The 19,746-nt window shown below is 50.7% G+C and carries 19 protein-coding genes, 2 tRNA genes and 1 pseudogene; 7 read left to right on the forward strand and 15 right to left on the reverse strand.

The window, feature by feature from the left end; genetic code table 11:
• The coding region (locus AArcSt2_RS15750) for an RNA-guided endonuclease InsQ/TnpB family protein (protein WP_425493679.1) at positions 1-500 on the reverse strand (500 nt) is incomplete at its 3' end.
• A gap of 396 nt (positions 501-896) precedes the next feature.
• Between AArcSt2_RS15750 and AArcSt2_RS15755 the strand changes: the two genes are divergently transcribed.
• Both AArcSt2_RS15755 and AArcSt2_RS15760 read left to right on the forward strand, forming a co-directional pair.
• On the forward strand, positions 897-1,277 hold the full coding sequence (locus AArcSt2_RS15755; RefSeq protein ID WP_174653424.1) for a cupin domain-containing protein: 381 nt from the start codon (positions 897-899) through the stop codon (positions 1,275-1,277).
• An 89-nt stretch (positions 1,278-1,366) separates the two neighbouring features.
• Positions 1,367-1,870: a hypothetical protein gene (locus AArcSt2_RS15760; protein WP_250586079.1), complete on the forward strand. Its 504-nt coding sequence runs from the start codon at positions 1,367-1,369 to the stop codon at positions 1,868-1,870.
• A 49-nt stretch (positions 1,871-1,919) separates the two neighbouring features.
• Here the strand turns inward: AArcSt2_RS15760 and AArcSt2_RS15765 are convergent.
• A pseudogene (locus AArcSt2_RS15765) lies at positions 1,920-2,300 on the reverse strand (transposase); the annotation flags it as partial.
• A 29-nt stretch (positions 2,301-2,329) separates the two neighbouring features.
• On the opposite strand from AArcSt2_RS15765, the gene AArcSt2_RS15770 reads away from it, so the two are divergent.
• Together AArcSt2_RS15770 and AArcSt2_RS15775 are read left to right on the forward strand one after the other, a co-directional pair.
• The gene (locus tag AArcSt2_RS15770; protein ID WP_250586081.1) at positions 2,330-2,743 is read left to right on the forward strand and encodes a transposase; all 414 of its coding nucleotides are present in this window, start codon (positions 2,330-2,332) and stop codon (positions 2,741-2,743) included.
• A 361-nt stretch (positions 2,744-3,104) separates the two neighbouring features.
• A complete protein-coding gene (locus AArcSt2_RS15775; RefSeq protein WP_250586083.1) occupies positions 3,105-4,604 on the forward strand; it encodes a DUF7289 family protein in 1,500 nt (499 codons plus the stop codon).
• 62 nt (positions 4,605-4,666) lie between these two features.
• On the opposite strand, the gene AArcSt2_RS15780 is transcribed toward AArcSt2_RS15775, so the two are convergent.
• Genes AArcSt2_RS15780 through AArcSt2_RS15810 form a run of 7 tightly spaced genes read right to left on the reverse strand, consistent with a single transcriptional unit; the run spans position 4,667 to position 13,128 of the window.
• Entirely contained in the window at positions 4,667-5,446 is a 780-nt protein-coding gene (locus AArcSt2_RS15780; RefSeq protein WP_250586085.1) for a DUF7289 family protein, read from the reverse strand.
• Positions 5,443-5,904 (reverse strand): DUF7266 family protein, encoded by a 462-nt coding sequence (locus AArcSt2_RS15785; RefSeq protein WP_250586087.1) that lies wholly within the window; start codon positions 5,902-5,904, stop codon positions 5,443-5,445. The genes AArcSt2_RS15780 and AArcSt2_RS15785 overlap by 4 nt, the downstream gene beginning before the upstream one ends.
• Entirely contained in the window at positions 5,897-6,811 is a 915-nt protein-coding gene (locus AArcSt2_RS15790; protein ID WP_250586089.1) for a DUF7261 family protein, read from the reverse strand. The genes AArcSt2_RS15785 and AArcSt2_RS15790 overlap by 8 nt, the downstream gene beginning before the upstream one ends.
• A complete protein-coding gene (locus AArcSt2_RS15795) occupies positions 6,799-7,440 on the reverse strand; it encodes a DUF7288 family protein (RefSeq protein ID WP_250586091.1) in 642 nt (213 codons plus the stop codon). The genes AArcSt2_RS15790 and AArcSt2_RS15795 overlap by 13 nt, the downstream gene beginning before the upstream one ends.
• Positions 7,440-7,967 (reverse strand): DUF7287 family protein, encoded by a 528-nt coding sequence (locus AArcSt2_RS15800; RefSeq protein WP_250586093.1) that lies wholly within the window; start codon positions 7,965-7,967, stop codon positions 7,440-7,442. Before AArcSt2_RS15800 ends, AArcSt2_RS15795 begins: the two co-directional genes overlap by 1 nt.
• The gene (locus AArcSt2_RS15805; RefSeq protein ID WP_250586095.1) at positions 7,964-10,003 is read right to left on the reverse strand and encodes a type II secretion system F family protein; all 2,040 of its coding nucleotides are present in this window, start codon (positions 10,001-10,003) and stop codon (positions 7,964-7,966) included. Before AArcSt2_RS15805 ends, AArcSt2_RS15800 begins: the two co-directional genes overlap by 4 nt.
• A 2-nt stretch (positions 10,004-10,005) precedes the next feature.
• Positions 10,006-13,128, reverse strand: coding sequence for a type II/IV secretion system ATPase subunit (locus tag AArcSt2_RS15810; protein WP_250586098.1), 3,123 nt, complete (start codon positions 13,126-13,128; stop codon positions 10,006-10,008).
• Positions 13,129-13,675: 547 nt separating this feature from the next.
• Between AArcSt2_RS15810 and AArcSt2_RS15815 the strand changes: the two genes are divergently transcribed.
• The gene (locus AArcSt2_RS15815) at positions 13,676-14,095 is read left to right on the forward strand and encodes a universal stress protein (protein WP_174653433.1); all 420 of its coding nucleotides are present in this window, start codon (positions 13,676-13,678) and stop codon (positions 14,093-14,095) included.
• Positions 14,096-14,112: 17 nt separating this feature from the next.
• On the opposite strand, the gene AArcSt2_RS15820 is transcribed toward AArcSt2_RS15815, so the two are convergent.
• From AArcSt2_RS15820 to AArcSt2_RS15830, 3 genes are all read right to left on the reverse strand, one after another.
• Complete coding sequence (locus AArcSt2_RS15820; protein ID WP_250586100.1) at positions 14,113-15,282, reverse strand: inorganic phosphate transporter; 1,170 nt, start codon at positions 15,280-15,282, stop codon at positions 14,113-14,115.
• Between the two features lie 256 nt (positions 15,283-15,538).
• A tRNA-Arg gene (locus AArcSt2_RS15825) sits at positions 15,539-15,611 on the reverse strand.
• Between the two features lie 74 nt (positions 15,612-15,685).
• Positions 15,686-16,015: a Sec-independent protein translocase subunit TatA/TatB gene (locus AArcSt2_RS15830; RefSeq protein WP_174653435.1), complete on the reverse strand. Its 330-nt coding sequence runs from the start codon at positions 16,013-16,015 to the stop codon at positions 15,686-15,688.
• A 207-nt stretch (positions 16,016-16,222) separates the two neighbouring features.
• On the opposite strand from AArcSt2_RS15830, the gene AArcSt2_RS15835 reads away from it, so the two are divergent.
• Both AArcSt2_RS15835 and AArcSt2_RS15840 read left to right on the forward strand, forming a co-directional pair.
• Positions 16,223-16,711 (forward strand): redoxin domain-containing protein, encoded by a 489-nt coding sequence (locus AArcSt2_RS15835; protein ID WP_425493680.1) that lies wholly within the window; start codon positions 16,223-16,225, stop codon positions 16,709-16,711.
• Between the two features lie 41 nt (positions 16,712-16,752).
• Positions 16,753-17,556, forward strand: a complete 804-nt coding sequence (locus AArcSt2_RS15840) for an HD domain-containing protein (protein WP_250586102.1) — start codon at positions 16,753-16,755, stop codon at positions 17,554-17,556.
• An 11-nt stretch (positions 17,557-17,567) separates the two neighbouring features.
• Here the strand turns inward: AArcSt2_RS15840 and AArcSt2_RS15845 are convergent, their stop codons facing one another.
• The 3 genes from AArcSt2_RS15845 to AArcSt2_RS15855 all read right to left on the reverse strand — a co-directional run bounded on the left by AArcSt2_RS15845 (position 17,568) and on the right by AArcSt2_RS15855 (position 19,733).
• Complete coding sequence (locus tag AArcSt2_RS15845) at positions 17,568-17,789, reverse strand: YgaP family membrane protein (RefSeq protein WP_250586104.1); 222 nt, start codon at positions 17,787-17,789, stop codon at positions 17,568-17,570.
• Between the two features lie 122 nt (positions 17,790-17,911).
• Positions 17,912-17,982: transfer RNA gene (locus AArcSt2_RS15850), tRNA-Gly, on the reverse strand.
• Positions 17,983-18,701: 719 nt separating this feature from the next.
• Entirely contained in the window at positions 18,702-19,733 is a 1,032-nt protein-coding gene (locus AArcSt2_RS15855) for an NAD(P)/FAD-dependent oxidoreductase (protein WP_250586106.1), read from the reverse strand.
• Between the last annotated feature and the right edge of the window lie 13 nt (positions 19,734-19,746).

The raw sequence follows: 19,746 nt of genomic DNA on the forward strand, positions 1-19,746 counted from the left end.
ACGAACCATTCGCCGGTCGTCTCTTTCTTTATCGTGACTTCTTTGATGTCCGCGTGGTCAGGAATCGGGCGGTGGTAGTGAATCCGTATGTCTCCGACTTTGGAGAGTTCTAACGTTGCACGTCGGCCACTCGTGTTTTTGAGTTCGAAGCCGGACTGCGAGTAAGTCATACTCTGGTACTCGGTCGGAGACTTCCACTTCAACTTCCCAACCTTGTGCCCGTTCTGTTTCTTCTCGGAGAGGTTCGAGAGGTTCTGATAGAACCGCGTGACGGTTCGTTGCAGAGCCTTCGAATTGACCTTGGAGAAGACTGGGAACTGGTCTTTCCAACCGGGGAGTCGGTAGTGGTGTTTGTACGCTGACCCGATATTGTCGGCGTCGACGTTTTCGTACTCGTATCGGGTGTAGTTGTACGCTTGGCGATGAACGTCAATATGGTATTCTAGTCGATCCGCTACTGCTTGTGTCGGATAAGCGTGGTAGCGGTGACTGTATTCCATCGCTGTCTACTGGTTAGAATTGTATCAATTTAATGGTTTGTTTCACAGTTTGTCGGATTCATCCCCGAGGTCAAGTCTTTCGAGAATCTGTGATTCTCGTGATCACGGAAACCAAAGGTTTCCGAACAACCTCGGGGCATTCTCCTTGCACTTCCGTAAAACTGTGGACAACCGATCGGTTGACATCCTCGAAAAGAGGTACGGATCACTCCTTGGGTGCGTATAGGTGCTCCGCGTGGACAGAAGGCAACCGATGACGATCTGTGAGTCCTCCCACGCCTGTTTGATGCCGCTGAAGAAGTCCAGTTGACATTCTGTGCGGTGTACCTGCGAAATTGACTCCCGCCAATAGAGAGTCGGCAAAAGGTTCATTAGGTCCCTCGAAGGAGTTCATATATGACATACCGGAAGGTAAACTACGAAGAAGTCGATCGCGTTTCCGGGGCGATGCATTTTCTCCGCGAGCCACTCGACTCCGAACAGGTTGGTGTGACAATTGCAAAGTGTGAACCCGGCTGGATCGGTCAGCGCCACGATCATACCGAAAACGGCCACGAAGAGATCTACATCCTCATTGATGGGCGCGCAACGGTCGTCGTCGATGATGACCCGGTGAAAATGAAACAAGGTGATGCATTGTGGATTGACCCAACCTCTGATCGACAGATCCGAAATAGCGACCAAGAGAGCACATTTGTGCTTGTCAGTGCTCCAGAGTTGGTTGATGGTGATGGAAATACAGGCGGTAATTGGTCCTTAACCGGATTTCAAGGCTGAGACAGCTCGATTATACACGTAGCTTTGTACGTTGAACATTTCAGCATTGCATACAGGTTATTTTTATCACCAGACGTGTAGATACGAGTATGCTGTCTCTCGGTGGTAACGGTATTTTGCTTTTCATCGACACTATTGTCTCACTTCTTGCGATTCTTGGGTTTCTTTTCGCTGTCGTATCCTATTACATACTTCGTACGACTGTGCTCCCCCGAATTGGCCAGTTTCAGGTCACGTCAGACCCGACAGGGACGATCGTCACGCGAATACGACAAGAGAGACATCCGGGAGAATTTAGCAAACCAACGACTGAACTACACGTGAGCCTTCAAGCACGTAATCCAACACATGGTTCAGTGTATATTTATGCGATTGAGCTCACACTTCCCGAACTAGAGTGGCCAAAACAGCTGCTTGAATCTGAGGTCGAACTTCCGCCGCAACAGCTCTTTACGGAAACGTTTGTCCAACCAATTCACGACGCAAAATCGTTTTCGGGGACCGTAGAGGGTGAGATTAGATTTAAAACATCTGCAGGTGACGCTCGCCGACCGATCCGGTTTTCCAAACATACGATCGACAAATACCAATGACATCCTCCTCGCCGTGAACGGCGAGGTTTCCTCACGCTGGGGGTATCGCTTACCGACCCACGGAGGCAACTTGCGGGTTCGTATGCTCCTCGTTGGGAACTGAGCGTGGTGACTCTGACCATGAATGGTCGTCCCACTTGAGACATACAGGCCGTGCCATCGACCGTGTTACCGTCGTCTGCCGTTGACGAGACGCGAAACGTCTCGTTCGCCAACCAGAACTCGTCGAGTTCTGGTGACGTCGAAGGAACGTCTCTAACGCTGTGAGGTCGGCGTGCCCCTCGAATCCACACGGACACGTCAGCGTGTCGCGGTGACGTGTCGTGTCCTCCGTCGAGCCGCAGTTCGGACACTCCTGACTCGTCCACGCTTCAGACCGTACCTCCACCGATATGCCGTATTCTTCAGCGGTACACGCCAGTCGCTCCACGCACTCGCTTTACACTTGATGTTTTCCCGATGGATGCGAACGGCTTTCGCGCTAAGTGCGAAGCCGTTCGATCCCTCATAGAAACCGCACGTGAGTACGTTTCGATTCGACAGGTCTACCTTGATCGTGGGTTCTATCAAGTTCACGTTGTCTCAGAGCTGGAACAGCTGGGGGTTGATTACATCGTTCGTGCACGTGCGAGTAGTGGGATGAAAGGCCGTCTCAGCGCCGGTGCTGAGACGGTCGTCGATGACTATACGATGCAGCGAAACCGTCCGCCAACAGCGACAGTTGATGTGACGGTTTTCGCGGTTCCTCACCGTTCGAACGATGACGAACACGTGTGGTTTGTCACGAGCTTGGATGTAGATAGTTCAACAGCGAAAGCGTACGCGGCGGCGGCGTTCCGCCGCCGCTGGGGCATCGAAACCTCATATCGGTAGATCGGTGACTTTCTCCCGAGAACGTCGTTGAGGACGTTCTTGGTTCGGTTATTCTACTTTCTGTTCGCTGTTGCGCTGTACAATCTGTGGGTGCTCGCAAACATCCTTGTTGGTGGAAAAATCCAACCGAAGAAACCGCCGATTTCGACGCGGCGCTCCCTCACTCCCTTCGAGTATCTACTGCTGGGAGAAGAGCCACAGTCGGTTCGATTTCGGAGCAAATTCTGTCGTGGCTTGCTTCGGCGAGAATCTGATTCGGCAACTACTGTAAACGGCGGGACTCTCTCCTTGAGTCAGGTAGTCTATCACTGTCGATATTCACGACCGCTTATTTATTAGTAATCGTGACGTTCTGTCTATCATGATCTTCAAGCACCGCCCGTCGTCGACCGAAGACTCGACGTCACGTGGACAGTCAGAGGTGCTTGGATTTGTTCTCCTTATTGGATTGACAATGGCTGTGATCGGTGCAACCGTTGCTGTTGGGTCGGTTGCGTACTCGAGTGCAACCGCGGATGCGGAGTATGCAAGTGTGGAGAATGCAATGTCAAAACTCTCCTCACAAGCAAGTCTTGTTGCACTTGGCAGTCACGAATCGCGATCGTTCGACCTCGGCTCAATGCGGGATGGGAGCGTCCATGTTGACGAGTCACAAGGGTCGATCCAGATGTACTACGATGAAAATGCAACGTCGATCGCAAATGCCACACTGGATGAACGCACCCGATTCTACGATGAGTCTCTTGGTGCAGTTGTCTACCGCGATGGAGAGAGGGAGCTTGCAATGCAGGGTGGTGGCGTTTGGAAACTTGAAAATGGTGTTGGATCGATGGTCTCCCCACCGGAGTATCACTACCGACAGACAACACTGACATTCCCGATTGTCCGTGTCACTGGTGAGGGCTCAACGAGTGGCCGTGTTGGTGGCTCTGTCGAGAAAGTGTCTGCCGATCGAATCACGAATCCAAATGCGCCGTCGAATCCGATCGATAACGGTACCGTTGTGATCACCGTTCAGAGCGACTACTATCAGGGATGGTACAACTTCTTCCAAACGCGATCGGGTGGAAGTGTGAGTATTGACCACGAAAATCAGACAACAACGGTTGATCTACAGTATCCACAAGAACTCTCATTCAAAAGTGAAACTGGGTTGTTACTTCCGTTCGATGCCGAAATTGACGGTGATTCTGGACAAGGAAACGACTGGAGAGACAACGTTGATGGATTTGATCAGACTGCACTTCCATCAATGGAGCCGATAGTATCCTCACAGATTGAGAGTGCACGTAACAACGAAGACACGATCGACCTCACAGAAGCGGACCTCTCTGAGGGGCTTGAGGCCGGAGTCTACTATGCGGATGATGACTTTACGATCTCAGATGAGGTGACAATCAACACAGATGATGGAAATGTAACAATTGTAGTTGATGGCGATCTTACTATTGACTCACCGATCACGGTGACTGGTAACAGCGAAAATGGCGTCCGCTACTACGTTAACGGGTCGTTACAAGGCGGCAATCAAGATATTACCACCGATAACGAGAGCCCAGAGTCACAGAGAAACGTCTTTTTTGTTGGCGGTGATGCATTCACTGATACAAGCGGAACGCTGGGAACAATACATGCCTATCTCATCGCAACGGACGGAACCGTCGCATTTGGACAGGGTGGAGGTAATACCGAGTTTATTGGTGGTGTCGCAGCAAATGAATTTAATCCAGGACAGTCCGCTCAATGGAACCTCCGCGCACCAGCAGATCAGAGTGATGACTTTGTCATTGATTTGGGAGTAAACCCAAACACAATTACGTATCTTCATCCGAGCGAAAACACGGTCCGTATCGAACTTTGATCGGTTTCGATTTTCAACTGGCAGTGCTGAACAGCCCGGATTGAATTATAATTATTATCGTGCTATGGTTCAAGCCACACCCGTGTTGTTTTTCGAACCGTTGTCACGCTTGTTTCTTCAATCGTCACAATGAGAACTTCATCTGACTTCCGCTCCGTCTCAAATCCGTGCGATGTCAGCGTCTCATTCCAGACCCCTACGTGTGATGACTCAATGCGAATGGCGATCGGTTCGTCTGATTCGAGTGTTGTCGTTCTTGATAGCGACGTGGTACTCGCGACCACTCGTGCACTACTGCTTTCGGTGATTCGTTGTTCACCACCTCCCCGAACCATTTGCAGTAACGGTATTGTGACTGCGTCATCTGTGCTAACGATCGGTGGTTCCCGCACGACCCATGACGAATCAGTGCTCTCTTGATAAACTAACCCTGCTTCGTACACCACTTTTCGATCGTCAACCTGATACACAACTGTGCGCGTCGTGATTGTCCGGTTATTCGCTGTGAATGCATCAAACTCTCCATCCGATTCAGTGAACGTTCCAACCGTTATCGATACTGGGTCGCCGATCCGAAGTTCACCGTCTAGCACACGCATCTCGGTGGACCGACTCCGATCGCCATGCCGCTGGATATCTCGCAGGTTATCCGCTAATACGTCAAAGGATCGCTCCACATTATTGAGTTGCTCTGCCTGCTGTCTGTCCATGAGGGTACTCATTCCCAGCACAGTGACAGTGCCAATCGTTGCAATGACAAGCGAGAAAATCAGCACATAGCTCACTAATTCTGTGACACCACGATCATCAGTGCTCAGGGACCGTCTCTCACCAGCAATCATACTGATCGAACCTCCACTGTCGCATCAGTCGTGAGCCGGAGTTGGAGTTCACCACCGGGGAGTTCAAACTCCGTCTCCCCGTCAGCATTTACCAGCGGTAGCTCGCTTCGATATGGAACCACCACAGACAACGGGTCGTTCCGTGGAGAGAGCTCGATCGTATTCTCTGTAATCGAAATTCGATACTGTTCGTCACTGATCCGCTCAGGGAGCCTGACTTGTTTTTGAACAACAGTCTCATCGCCACCAGCTCGTGCAAGGCGATCGACACTCATCACTTCTGCTGCAAGTTGGTTGCCTGCAACGTCCATCTCCGTCGCCGAAACGCTCTGTCGTTCGCTCTGAATAACGCTTCCAGCAGCAGAGATCAGTCCAATGAAAATCACGGTCATAATTACAATATTAATTGTATATCCAATGTTGACAGACACTGCTCGATCTGTCCCGCCGTTATACATCTGGCTCACCTGGGGCAACCCGTATCTCTGTCGCGTATTCAAGCTGGTCAGTAACGTATGTGACCGAAGTGTTAATTGAATAAATTGCGTCAAATGTCGATATTCGATCGTCTGTTGTGTTCGTATCTCCGGACTCGTGTGTTACAAAAGATAGCTCACCAGTCGTTGCCGATCCGTTCACGATCGAAATCGAATGTGTGCCAACAGCGGGCCACTGGACGGTACACTCCTCACCGCTAAACACCCCCGCTGAAATGTCGAGCACTGGCTCTGAAGCGCTGGTTGTACACACTTCATCATCGGATTCAACAACAAACTCTCCCGCTCCATTCTGATAGAGGTTGATCTCCGAGATTGAAGCTGTCTCAGTATCTTCTATCAAAACCCGTGTCTGTTCGCTCTCACTTGGAAGATCAGTCAGCCTGAGTTGAAATGACCGTGTTTCGCTAGTGGCATTGACAATCTCAACCGGATCTGTACTAGCGGTTAGCTGTCCCTCATCTACACTGGTGACTTTTGTCCCATTTGTCTGAGAGAGATATTCAATAGAGAGCGACTGTCCTTGGCGAAGCGATCGCTCTTCATGAGGGTCACGCAACGAGACGAAGTCCGATTCCGCATCCGCTCGCGAATGAGCGCTATTATCCTCTGCAATCGCCTCATTTTTCCGCTCAATGTAAGATGCAACTGTGGACTCCACGGTCGCGTGTATTTCAACTGCTTCTCGCGTATCATCCGCTGTCGATCGTGTTGCAATATTTTCGGTATAAATTGCGGTATTTAATAATAGCACGAGCGCAAGGAGGACGACTGCAATGGCAAACCCTGTGACGAGAATGAGCTGGCCACGGTCTACGTTTTCGTCACCGTCAGACGACTGCTTGCGTAGGGTTCTTACATTCGCCATACAACCACCTCTACTGTCACCTGTGTGGGGTACGACATCTGGTCAGGCCGGTCTTCTTGATACAGGCTCGTCTCATCAAGACGTGTTTGCTCACCTGCCAATACACGATCGTTCGCAAACAGTGGGACTGTTCGGCTTGCAGCGACGGCACTGTCGCTTGGGTCACCCATGCTAATGAGAGGCTGCCGTTTTGTCTGTGCGGTGCTGTTTTGGTAGATGATATGGACCGAGTATGCGATCTGTCGATCGCCAAATGTCTCTTCAAGCATCGCACCAAATGACCCACACCCAGCAGTGCCCTGTTCGATTCCATCACTGTAGGCACCCGTTGGCAGTGATGACCCATTGAATCCCCCTTGGGATTCATCCCAGCAGAGAACTGCCGCTTCTAGATCACCGCGCTCCGCAGCGATCGCTAATACATCGTTCGCCTCTGCCCGTTGCTGGTTCTCAATGTGTTGATTTGAGGTACTTGCAGACAGTGGTGTCACTGCAGTCGCCTGCAGTGCAAACAATACTGCACTCACAAGAAGGAGTGCAGCGACAAACGCTTCAAGCGTGTGTGCTTGGCCACGATCAGTAGTCCGGTTACGTTCACGATCACGATCGGCTGGTGTCCATCTACTCATTACCATACCCTCACAGTCAGTCTGAACTCCGCACTCTCTGAAGCGATACGTGATGTGTCTCCAATTGTGACTACCCGTGAGGAGACGACTGCATCGGATGGTGGATCCGGGTCCCCTCCAGTTAGTGGTTCTCCATCTTCGGTCTCGATCGGTGTTGCTGGACCTGTCGAGAGTTCATGTACGGTGATATTCACCGATCGATCGACCGGTTGGCTTCCATGCACACCAACAACCGCTCCAATCTCGCCATCCATCTCAAACCGACAATCATCTCCTGAAGACTGACTAAAGAAGGCAATCGTACACCCTGCATCCAACACTGCAGGCTCAGATACAGCATATACCAGTGCATCTTCCACAAGGTAGCCCGCTGTTCGATCGGCGACAATAAACAGTGCCCCATCACCACCTCTGAATGGCTCAAACATTGACGGAATAAACGCAACGACAAATGCAACTGCAAGCAAAAACACGCTTGCACCGATCGCAAAATCAAGCGTTGTCTGCCCACGCTGTTCATCTATCATCCAATCACCACCCACGTACCAAGTGCAATCGTCGAGAGGACGACAACAAATTTGACACCGGCAACGATGTCTGCATTTCGAATGTACCCACAGATCAACCCAGCCAGTACCGCTTGGATAGTGACCGCGTGGAAAAACAGCAGTGACAACAGTGCTGGATCAAATCCACCACCAAAGTCAGGACCACCGCCTACGCCTTCCAATTCCGCTTGTGAGCCTTCTCCCGCAATTCCGGTCATTGCCTCAATAAACTGCGTTTGCAAAATTGCCATCACCGCAAGCAATGTTAAATATGTCATAATAATAATCGTTACCTGCATCCGGGTCCGGGAAATCCGCTCTCGTTCAATATCATCTTGGTTTTCGCTTGCTTGTGCTGCTGTTGAGAGTACATCTGTAATCTGGCTGGACGCCTCCTGTGCTTCGGTGATGAGTTTCACTGTCCGTGCAAGCCGTGGGATATGGTATTTGTTGTTAAACTCAACAAGTGCATCCCGGATACTCATTCCATAGTTTACTTTTGCGTACATAATCTCGAACTCATCTGCCAACTTTCCAGATGAGGTATCCGCAACCGTATAGATCGACTCAACAAGCGTTTGTCCGGTATCGTTCGCACTGGAAAGCTTTCTGAGTGTATCAGAGAGTTTTCCAGTTACAGCATGGCGCGATCGCACATTCCATTCATGGAAGATTGCGAGCGGTGTGAATATGAAGTAGATCGGCAGGTAGACCCAGATTAGTGTGCTCCAGATTGGTTGCTCAATCCATTCGCTGTAGGCAATCGGCGCTCTCCCACCAACAATTGCAATCAACAATAACACCATCGTTGCTGGGACGGTCAGTGCAAGCGTAAACAGCGGGTTGTCACGGAAGAAGATGTGTGGCGCTTTGAGTATCTCCGTTGTTTTGTACGTCCCTTCACGTGATTTAATTCGATCGAAAATCTGTTTGTCACCAACAAACCGCTCAACCAACCCAAGGTGAAGCAACCCTTCTTTCGAGACGTCTTGTAGTCGTTCGCTGGCCCCTTCAGCACCAAGATAGCCGTTTCCAGGCTCATCCTGCTTCACCGTCGAAATAAGCACCAAAAATCCGACCCCAACCAACGGAATAAGCGCATAGATCGTTGCATACAGCAACGTTACGTCCGCATCGCCCATCATCCCCATGATCACGAGGATGATGACCAACAGAAGCGGGAACAGCGAGAGCGTCATATACATCTCGCCGAACAGCTCTAAGGTTTCAAGCGTCAGCTCTTGTTGCTGTTTTGCTGTTCGCATATGCGCGTCTTTCTTATCATCAAGAAACGACTCCATATCGCCACCGGAGTTGACGATCGAGAGCATATCCGTGAGAAACTGCGACAGATCGCTGCTTGGAGTTTCAAGCGCCTGCTGACGGATTGCGTTCCGATAATCCGTCCCAAAATACTCCGTCTCTCGGACAATGCTCTGGAACTCACGAGACACCTCCCCGTAGGTATCATCTGCTTCGGCCATTGCTTCGAGAATCTCTAGTTGATTGAGGCCACCAACAGAGAGCGCATACATGAACGCGATTGCATCCGGAAGCAACATATTGATCTCTCGTTTCCGGGTGTCCGCCCGAGAGTACGGAATCGCAAGCAGTGACCCGAATCCAGCCGCAAACCCGATCGATCCAAACACAATTCCGGTAATCCCAATAAACGCCGGCATTGCAAGCGAGCGAAGCAGGGTTCGGATCTCCGGTGACGAAACCGGGATTCCGAGGCTCAATGAGGCAGGATTGACAACCCCTGCCCAGAAGAGTCCATACCCAAGTACAGTCCCGAGGACCCAGAGGATACCGCCTGCAATAACCCCAAGTGCAAGCGATCGGGACATGTATAGCTCAACCGGATCACCCATCCGTGCTTCAGTGAGTTTGCGGTCAATGTCTGCGACAAAATCGCCATCTGGATTAAATACAACGCGAAAGAGCGGATAGAACAGGTCTGAGAGAATATCACTATCAGGGTTCGATCCAGGCCTGTCGAACTGTTCAGACACGATTAGCCCTCCGTTCGATCGTCTGCATCTGTTGAGCCGCGCTCATCCTCACTCTGGCGCTCATCCACATTCGAATCTTCAGCGTTGGCTTCAGCTTCATCAGCAGCAAGATATTCATCAAAAACGCCTGCATCATCCGATGCTACTTCGTCTCTGTCGGCTTCGGAATCGGGCTTCATATCCATATCAGCGTCGGGATCGGGCTCTGTATCCGTAGCCGTCTCGTCACCAGTGGCTCCTTGCTCATCAACCTCTTTTGGTGTAACAGTGATCTCTTCTGCTACCGCTAGCCCTTTGAGTGCGCTTGCAACGGATTCGGTAACCGTTCCACGGTACGACGGGAAGAGTGACTCTTCGGCTTTCTTCAGTATCCGTGTTGCCGTCTCAGATTGGAGCGTCCCAGGGTCTGGCCGTGGCACTAACGCCTCTGTATCCGGGTCAATATCAATGAGAACAGACTCCATCTCCCGGAGGTCCTCTAGACTTGCCTCCAGCTCATCGTTTGCCATGAGTGCCAAAATTGTATCAGGGTCATTCATAAATGCCTGAATCGTCGCTGCAACCTGTGTGTAGGTGTTGAGACCGCGATCGATCAGATATGCAAGTACCACTTCACGCTGGAACTGCTCGCTTTTTAATTCCTCGTGAGTCCACCCGCGATCGAATTTGATGCTCTCTAAGGTGTTTGATGTGCCAAGCCGGAGGAACTCATCCGTTTCCGCCTGCCATTGGAACACATCTTGTACGTTGATTTCGTCATTTTCCGCATCATAGTGATTGATTTCGGTGATCGACTTGTTCCGTCGTACCTTTTTGCCCTGCACCCGCGTCGAGGTCTGGATTGAGACCAGGTCTAACGCGGTAAACATCGTTTTCGAAACGTTGATCGGCTCAGTCGTAAACCGTTTTAAGACCTCGCCAACCGTGTCCGCGTGGAATGTGGTGTATGTGGTGTGTCCCGTGGACATGACCTGAAAGAGCGTTCGACCCTCTTCACCGCGGATCTCACCCATCACGATGTAATCCGGTCGCTGTCGGAGCGCTGCCTCAAGCAGGTCGAACTCATCAACATCGCCTTTGTCATCGTCAGAAAAGGATGGCCGAGTCACTGAGGCAATCCAGTTTCGCTGTGGGAGTTCGACCTCTCTGGTATCTTCGATCGAGACGATCTTTGAATTCGATGGAATGAACAGTGAGACTGCGTTCAGACTTGTTGTTTTCCCGGATGCAGTCCCACCGGCGAAAATGAGGCTTTTGTTGTTCTCGATGCAAAGCCACAGATACGCCATCTCCTCCAGCGAGAACGTGTGCCAATTGATGAGGTCGATCGGTGTGAACGGGACTTCCTTGAACTGCCTGATGGTATAGTTTGTCCCGTGATCCGAGACTTCACGACCAAGCGTAAGCTGTGCACGGGAGCCATCCGGGAGCGTTGCATCCACCTGTGGCCGACGTTTTGAGATCCCCTTCCCCGATCGCTGTGCGAGCTTGACAACGAAGTCGTCCAGCCGTTTTTCTCCGTGGGTAATATTCGAAATAAGCTGCTCGTATTCCGAGTGATAGACAAAGACGGGTGAGTTGTACCCATCACAGGAGATGTCCTCAACATTGATGTCGTGTTTGATCGGGTCAATTCGCTCGTACCCAATAAAGTCGCGTTTGAGAATGTACAGCAGCTTTTCAACTTGGTACTCGGTTAGTGTCTCCGAATTCTCCGCAAGCACAGCAGGCTCCGGGCGAGCAGCGATGCCATCTAGCTGTCCATCATCTTCGACAGCATCTCTGTACCCGATCTTTCGTAGTGCCTTTCCAATGGGCGTGTCTGGCCGTGTATTGAGTGCGAGCTTCGGTTCAAACTCCGCAAATGCCGGTTCCCGATCGAACCGAGCAGCAAGTTGTTTCATCAGCGACAAGAGCTTTTGCCATCCCGTTTCGAGTTGATTGCCCATCGGCTCACTCGGCGTTTGGCTATACAAACTGTATCGCTCCAGCAAGCGGTATGCCTCATCAGTGATGACCCCAAGGCGATGTTGGTCATCGCTTGCTGCTGTCCCCTGCTCGCGGTACTTGATCGCCGTTCTAAGCTTCTCTGTTAGATACTGGGTTACGTCACGCTCGATCGAGTTTTGGTACGGCTCAATAACGTAGTATTTTTTCTCGTTCTCTTTCTGTGAGTGAAAAATAATAATGAACGCATATGGTTTGTTCACCCAGTAGCGTTCGATCTCTTTGAAATGCAGTTTCTTCGCCATGGGGACTGCCTTTTCGAGATCATATCTGTTTGCGACAGTTGTGATCCCGTTTTCATCTGAAAAGAACGTATCCTCATCAATATCATCCTGTATATTGACCGTGCGCTCATCCACTACTTCAGAGAGCTCTTCGGCTCGTGACGCTCCGAGCGAAAGCATCGCTTCGAGATTGTTCGGATCAAATCCAAGCGCTTCCTTTTGTTCAAACCGAATAATCTCGCCACCCTCATCTCGTGGACGGCTTCCATCCGCATTGTAGTAGTAGAGCCGTTTGTAATGCTCCCACATCCAGATATCCTTCACGACTGGTGTCGTGTGTGGGTTACAGAATTCCTCAAAATAGTCGTCTAAGCCGACGATCCGTGGTGCTGCATCATCAACCGCTTCCTGACCGGTAACAAGCCCAATTCCAAGCGCTTCTCGCTCACTGAATGGGAGCACCATCCCATCATCTCTCCGCGGTCGAGTGCCGTCCGCTTCGTAGTAGTATGCTCGCTTATAATGTTCCCACAGCCACTCGCCACGGCGTACTGGTGTTGTATCTGGATCGCAGAACTGTTTGAAATATCGTTCAAGACCACAGGCAGCCTCCGCTGCGGTGGTCGCAACATCGGTTATCTCCGCAGGGTGAAACCCAAGCGTTGATTGGATAGATTTGGTCTTCCCAAGTTGCTCCCACTGTGATCGAGTAAACGGCGGTTTTGACCCTCCCGATCGGATTTGGCTCACCCGCTGGGCAGACTCAGTCTCTCCGATCGTTTTAAAATAGTCTTCCCACGTAAACTCTCCGACGGAAACTGCTTGCTGATCCTTCTCAGTAGACGACACCACAGCGGCGACATCCTCAACGTTACTGGTGTCGTCAGTTGCCATAGGAATATCTTGCTCCTTTTCGTTTAAAGGGTTCCGGGTAAGTTATCATATTTGATATGTTTTGGTCATCTGAACAGTACACTGGTAGTACATGAGTTTTGATTGAGCCGAGAATCATTCACGATAAGTAATATATCATATTCTGTGAGTTTCATATCGTAGAGGGGGGTGGGGCCTCTTGGTTACTAAGTGGCTACTTGCGTTCTAGGCACTTCTTTCTCCCCGTTGTTACGGCAATATGGCTACCTTTGAGCCATACGAGTAGATAACCGGCGATGAGGCGTAGTATGGACGTTTCAAGGGTAAACCTCGCCCTTCAGGGCGGGGAGGATGTCAATAGTACAAAAGAAGCCACAGTGAGCAGACCTGTCTCTTATTGGCCCTCGGGTGGTCGATTGCGATCGGCTCCAATCTCGACATTAGTACCGTGATCGTCCGTCTCAAATTCTATGATATGAAGTATAAAAGCCCCGGGCTGCTGATTTGACGGTCATACATCTGTTTCCTTGAAAATCTTAATTATACACTTCCCGATCAAGGTACTACCATGAGCTCCCGTGTGTTGGTCGCCATGGATCACTCTGATATGAGTGAGAAGGCCCTCAGATATGCACTTTCAGTACATCAAGATGCGAAAATAACCGTCCTACACGTCGTTGGGGAACCCTCTTCGATGTGGGGGCAAGCAGTTTCACTTGCGCTCGAAGATGACATTGAACAGGCTGCACGCGATCGGGCGAAAACGGTAATCGAAACCGCGGAAGCGATCGCTGCAGAATACGACACAACAATCGACACAAAAGTACTGGTCGGTCACCCTGCCAGAGCAATCATCAACCACGCCACAAACTACGACACTGTGATTATTGGCTCACATGGTGGGACGCTTGCAGAACGCCTGTTTGTCGGAAACGTCGCTGAGCAGGTCTTTCGTCGATCGCCAATTCCGGTAACTGTTGTTCGATGAGTGTGGTGTGGCTCCGATCAGAAACCGATCTCAAGTACAGTAAAGAAGGCGTATGAGAGTCCAAGCGAGACAGATGGCCCAATAATCCACATTGAGACGTATTTTGCAACTGCTTTTGGATTAACCAATTCACCTGAGCCTACCACTTCTTTTGGCTCTTCTTCACCAATCTTTCGTACAGGCGCCCCTGCCTCTGCACCGATCGCCCCGGGAACAATTTCTGCATCCACATCCCCAGTCACTACGTCACTCGCTTTGATCGGGCGTGTTGCACGACCCCATCCAAGGCCGACAATTGTCATCACCATTGCCATCACAAGACTGATTGGGATTCCAATGTAGGAGAGCGCTGTTGTGATTGTGGCGGCAGTGAGCATCACGATGAGCGCTGCAAGCAGTGGAATATCGCTTAGTTCGGTTCCAACAGAGTCCATCGTTCGTCGAGCGATGGTAAATCCACCCAATCCGATCGCAAGCGTGGCAATAATAATCGCCGTATTCGGCTCAATTGCACCACTGCTAACAAGCGGGGCAGCGGCGTTCGGGACATTGCTTGCCCCTGCGCTGAACGCCATATAACAACCAATAATCAATACCACAACTGTTGTTCCCATCTCTTTTGAAGTTGTGTTTGGCCCACGCACTGGCGTTGGGATCGTTCGAGTTCGATCGAGTACAAGCAGTGGACCATCAGACGATCTAATAGCAAACCGACGATTAAGTTCAGGATAGAAATAGCGACCAATAATTCCACCAACCCAGAATCCGATTACGGGCGTCACAACCCACCACATGACGATCCGTCCCATTGTCTCAAAATTGAGTGTTCCAGTTGCGAGCCCAAGGCCAGCAATTGCACCAACTGTGGTCATTGACGTTGGTACGGGGACGCCGAAGAGATTTGCGACAAGAATGCCCATACCAATGAAAAATAGTACCGCAACACCCGCTTCAAGCGAGATTGGGGTCGTAATAATCTCACCGGAAAGCGTGTCAATCACGTTTCGTCCAACAGTCCAACCACCAAGAAATACAAAAAATGTCATCGCCACCGCTGCGGCCGTCTTCGAGATGACTCCTGCCCCAACTGCTGGCCCCCACGCAACAGCAGTTGAGGAGCCTCCAATATTAAATCCGACAAAGATAGATGCAAAAATACCGATCGCCAATATTGTCGTAAGAGACATATGAATAATATCGTTACAAAGGCGGAAAAATATTCTGAGAACATTTAAAAATAATTTGAATGACGTATTTATATTATATAATCGCAGTTCTGAGCGGATTTTAACTGGACACGCAACCAACAGGTTTGGACAGTCAGACAGGCAGTTTGATCATAACCCGGCCCAACGGGTTTTGAACTTCAGCAACCCACCTCGTTCGCCCCTCCCTAATTCGAGCCTGCGCCGTTTCGACGAGTCGATTCTGACCGTATGAAAACGGGCGTGACGGGATTTGAACCCGTGATCGAGTGGTTAGGAACCGCTCGCCCTATCCGCTAGGCCACACGCCCGCAGCATTTGGATTTCATCAGTAGTCGGCACTCACGAGCAAGATAAATCCGCAAAAACCGACGGCCAACGGTGATCAGTTAGACTTTTCAGCCGCTTCAGCGGTCTCGGTTTCAGCGTCTGCTTCTGCTTCTGCTTCTTCAACAACTGGCTCGTCTTCAACTGTCGAGTCCGCCGCTGCGGTCTCTGTATCGGAGTCGCTGGATTTCTTTTTGCTCTCGGACATCTCTTTGAGCTCTTCTTCAACCTCTTCACGGCCTTTTTTGAACTCACCCATCGCTTGACCGGTCGATCGCGCAAGCTTTGGAATTTTGTTTGCACCAAACAGGAGCACCAGTACGAGCAGGATGATGAGCAGTTCGGGACCAACCGGCAGGCCGCCGAACAATGGAATCATAGTTGCCATTTCTACTCGTGGATAACCCAGTCGTAATTATAGTCTTTTTGCCTTTGATGGGCTTCGGCGACCATACGACCCAGAGAGATCCGTGATTGACAGCATATTTGCCAGCAATATGCGACAGAATGTAGTGAAATTTGGTCCGTGTCGCCAGTACGCGTCAGTAACTGGGTGGAACCATACGTACAAATCGGTTCAGTCCAACAGTTGATTGTGAGTTTGGTTAATCAACAAGCACCGACCTTTACGGCGCCGATCGCAGATACAGATGGACTGTCAACGATGACGCTGTCTGATGCGCTTGGCGATGGCCCGATCGTACTCGCGTTCTTTCCGGCAGCATTTTCAAGCGTCTGCACGGCAGAGCTCTGTACGTTCAGAGATGGACTCTCAACATTCAACGAGCTCTCTGCAACAATATACGGAATCAGCACAGATCTCCCCTATGCACTTGCGGAATTTCGGACGCAGTTCGAACTTGGGTTTCCATTGATTAGTGATACAAATGGGACGATTATCGAACAGTATGGAGTCACGACTTCATTTGATCATATTGGGCTCCAACCGGTTGCCCAGCGTGCGGTTTTTGTGCTCGATGAGACTGGAAGGGTTGTATACGAGTGGATTGCAGATAATCCGGGGCAACAACCCGAGTATGATGCTGTTGAATCCGCAGTCGCGACGCTTATCGCCGAGCAGTAGGCGGGCAACTGTTTTTACTCACCGCCTCGAATCACAGTCGGATGACTGACACTGCTGAATACTCTCGTAGATACGATCCTGATGCACAACACGCATTTCCGGACGATCGACTCAACGAAATCCTCCCTGAACTGACGTCCGATCCAGAGGTCCGAACGCTACTGGATGCACAGAATGTGAATGCAGTCGTCAGAAAACGATACAACGACCATGGGCCAAAACATATTGAGATTGTACGCAATCAAGCACTCCGGCTCTATGACCTTTTGAAAGCCGCTGGTATCGAATTTAATGGCGCACAAGATCAGGGTCTTGAAGAAGAAGATGAGGCTGTTATTATCGCCCTTGCTGCAACACTACACGACATTGGCCACATCGTCCATCGAGACGATCACTCCTACTACTCGATTCCGCTTGCGGGGTCATTCCTTGATCGGTTTCTCCCACAGTTTTATGAGACTGAAGCAGCCGTCCGTGTAAAGGCAGAGGTACTCCATGCTATTCTGTGCCATCATACAGAAGAAGAACCGCTCACACGAGAAGCGGGGGTGATCCGGGTTGCAGATGGTCTTGATATGGAGCGTGGGCGATCGCGAATTCCGTATGAGAGCGGTGGCCGTGGAATTAACACAATCTCAAGTCAGGCGATCGATCAGGTGACGCTCAAACCAGGGACAGATGCTGCAGTCCTCGTTGAGATTGAGATGGTAAACGCGGCCGGTGTCTATCAGGTAGATAATCTTCTCAAAGCAAAGCTTGAGCGGTCGCTCATCGAAGATGAGGTTCGGATTATTGCCATCAACACAAAGGCGGAAGACCCGCTCGTTGAACGGATCGAATTATAAGCGATGGGTTACTATTCGTCTGCTGATTCGGTCGTATCAATTCCAAGTGCTTGATTTACGCCACAAAAACAGGTTGTCGCATTGAAGCCTAATCCAACCGCCCCAAGCGCTGCAAGGACGCCAATTAGTTTTCGACCACCAGTGATCGACCGAACAGCAACAAGTGTGAGTACTACAGCCCCTGCTGCACGGAGTAGTCGATCGGTTCCACCAACGTTTTGTTCAGATCCCATACACACAGTACGAACGCCCACTACTTGGAATTACGGTCGAAAAGCATCCCAGAATCTGAACCTTGCTCTGCTCCGTCAAAATGGGGAAAAGAGCGATGGCTCGCAGGCTTGTTTCAAGAGAATGCACCGGCCGGGATTTGAACCCGGGCCATGAGCTTGGAAGGCTCAGGTCCTACCACTAGACCACCGGTGCAAGCATACAACACCGCCGTGGACAGTGTCCTCGTGTCAGTGTGTACTACAACGTTTTCCGCGGAGCATTAATTACCTTACTCTTTTGATTGAGAGGGCAAATCAAGTCGCTCGCCCTTCTCTAGCCACTGAAATCCGGCGATTCTCTCGTTTGTTCCTGATTTATTAGCATTGTTTGTGAAGTACCTCGGGGACAAGCCCCGAGGCTTCACCGTTTTGCCCATGCCGTCCAGAAACGGACGGATGGACGCAGGCGAATTTAATTCCCCTCGACCTCCCAGAAATGGGTCGGTTGGAATTAACACCCGAACACCCGTTGTGTCCGTGAGGGCCGGTCGCTCCACCACGACCCGACAACACCCGTCTCACCACGCCAAAAGCGCGGGTTTTGAGAGGTGTCGCATTCCTCGCAACTGCGCGCAGTTGCTTCGGATTAAGGTCTTTAATCCACGTCGCGACTGTACTCGTTAATATGGTGGAACTAGGAATAAAGCTTACGCGATTCACCCTCGGGGTCAAGCCCCGAGGCACTCTCGCTGTATCTCTGTAGATTCAGTCATAACCCTCGAATATGAACTGAAGTCGACTGAGTCATCGAGTTCTTTTGTGAGATCTGTTTTATCTACTACCAGAGATATCTCTAATTAGCTCTGTTGAAATTCTCCTGAGGTGACATATTATGGATTGTTGTGGTCAATACAGCGGATGGGCGTATCGCAACTAGTCGTCATCGCCAAAGGCTTGCGCAGCATCCCGAAGTGTTGCCGACACCGCTGGAACATCTTTGGCATCGACCGCGCCGTTCGCTTCAATTTCTGAGAGCGATCGCGGGAACTCACGAAGCTCTTTGTGAATGGCAAGACCCGCTTTCGCACCGTCCCCCATTGCAACTGGGACTTGATTATGGCCGGGAGCCAGATCACCAACTGCGTAGACTCCCTCAACCGTTGTTTTTCTGTGGTCATCTACAACGACTGTTCCATCGTCGGTGAGTTCACAGCCGAGCGACGCTGGCAACTCGTTGTTGTAGTTGGATCCATACATTGGGAATCCGCCTTTGTACTCTCGGACCGAGCCATCTTCAAATTCAAAGCTCTCAAGCCATCCATCATCGCGCTTGTTCATTCCAGTGATCTCTTCATGGATGACATCAATCGGATGTCCGTCAAGCAGTGTTTGCGTTTCGTCACTCCATGCTGGGTCTTCACCGCGAGTCAACAGATCAACTTCATCAGTGAAGTTGAGCATAATCATTGCCACATATGCAGCGCTATCTCCGGTTCCCATCACATACACGGATTCGTCGATGAACATGTACGCATCACAGTGCAGACAGTAATGTAGCCCCCGCCCGGTTCGTGGAAGCGGTGGCGATGGCCGCTCATCGGAGAAACCAATCGCAAACACGACCCGATCGGCAGTGAACTCACCACCGTTTGTTGTGAGTACAAACCGATCGTCGTCTCTTTTTTCAACGGTAGTGACAAGATCTCGGACAACATCTCCACCATACTCTTTGACCTGTTCGGTTGCGGTTGCTAGAAACTCGTTCCCCGAGACATCTTCAGTCACTCCAATGACGTTGTGCGTATCAAGCATCATCGCTGCTCGGCCACCTCCCCGGTCGATTACAACTGTATCGTGGCCTAGCCGTGTAGTATACAATCCCGTTGTCAGTCCCGCCGGGCCGCCACCGATAACTGCGACCTCATATGATCGAGCAGCGTCACCGTCTGCATCCGTCTCACTCATGTAAGTAATAGTT

This window comes from Natronocalculus amylovorans (assembly GCF_023638035.1).
Taxonomy (GTDB): Archaea; Halobacteriota; Halobacteria; order Halobacteriales; family Haloferacaceae; genus Natronocalculus; species Natronocalculus amylovorans.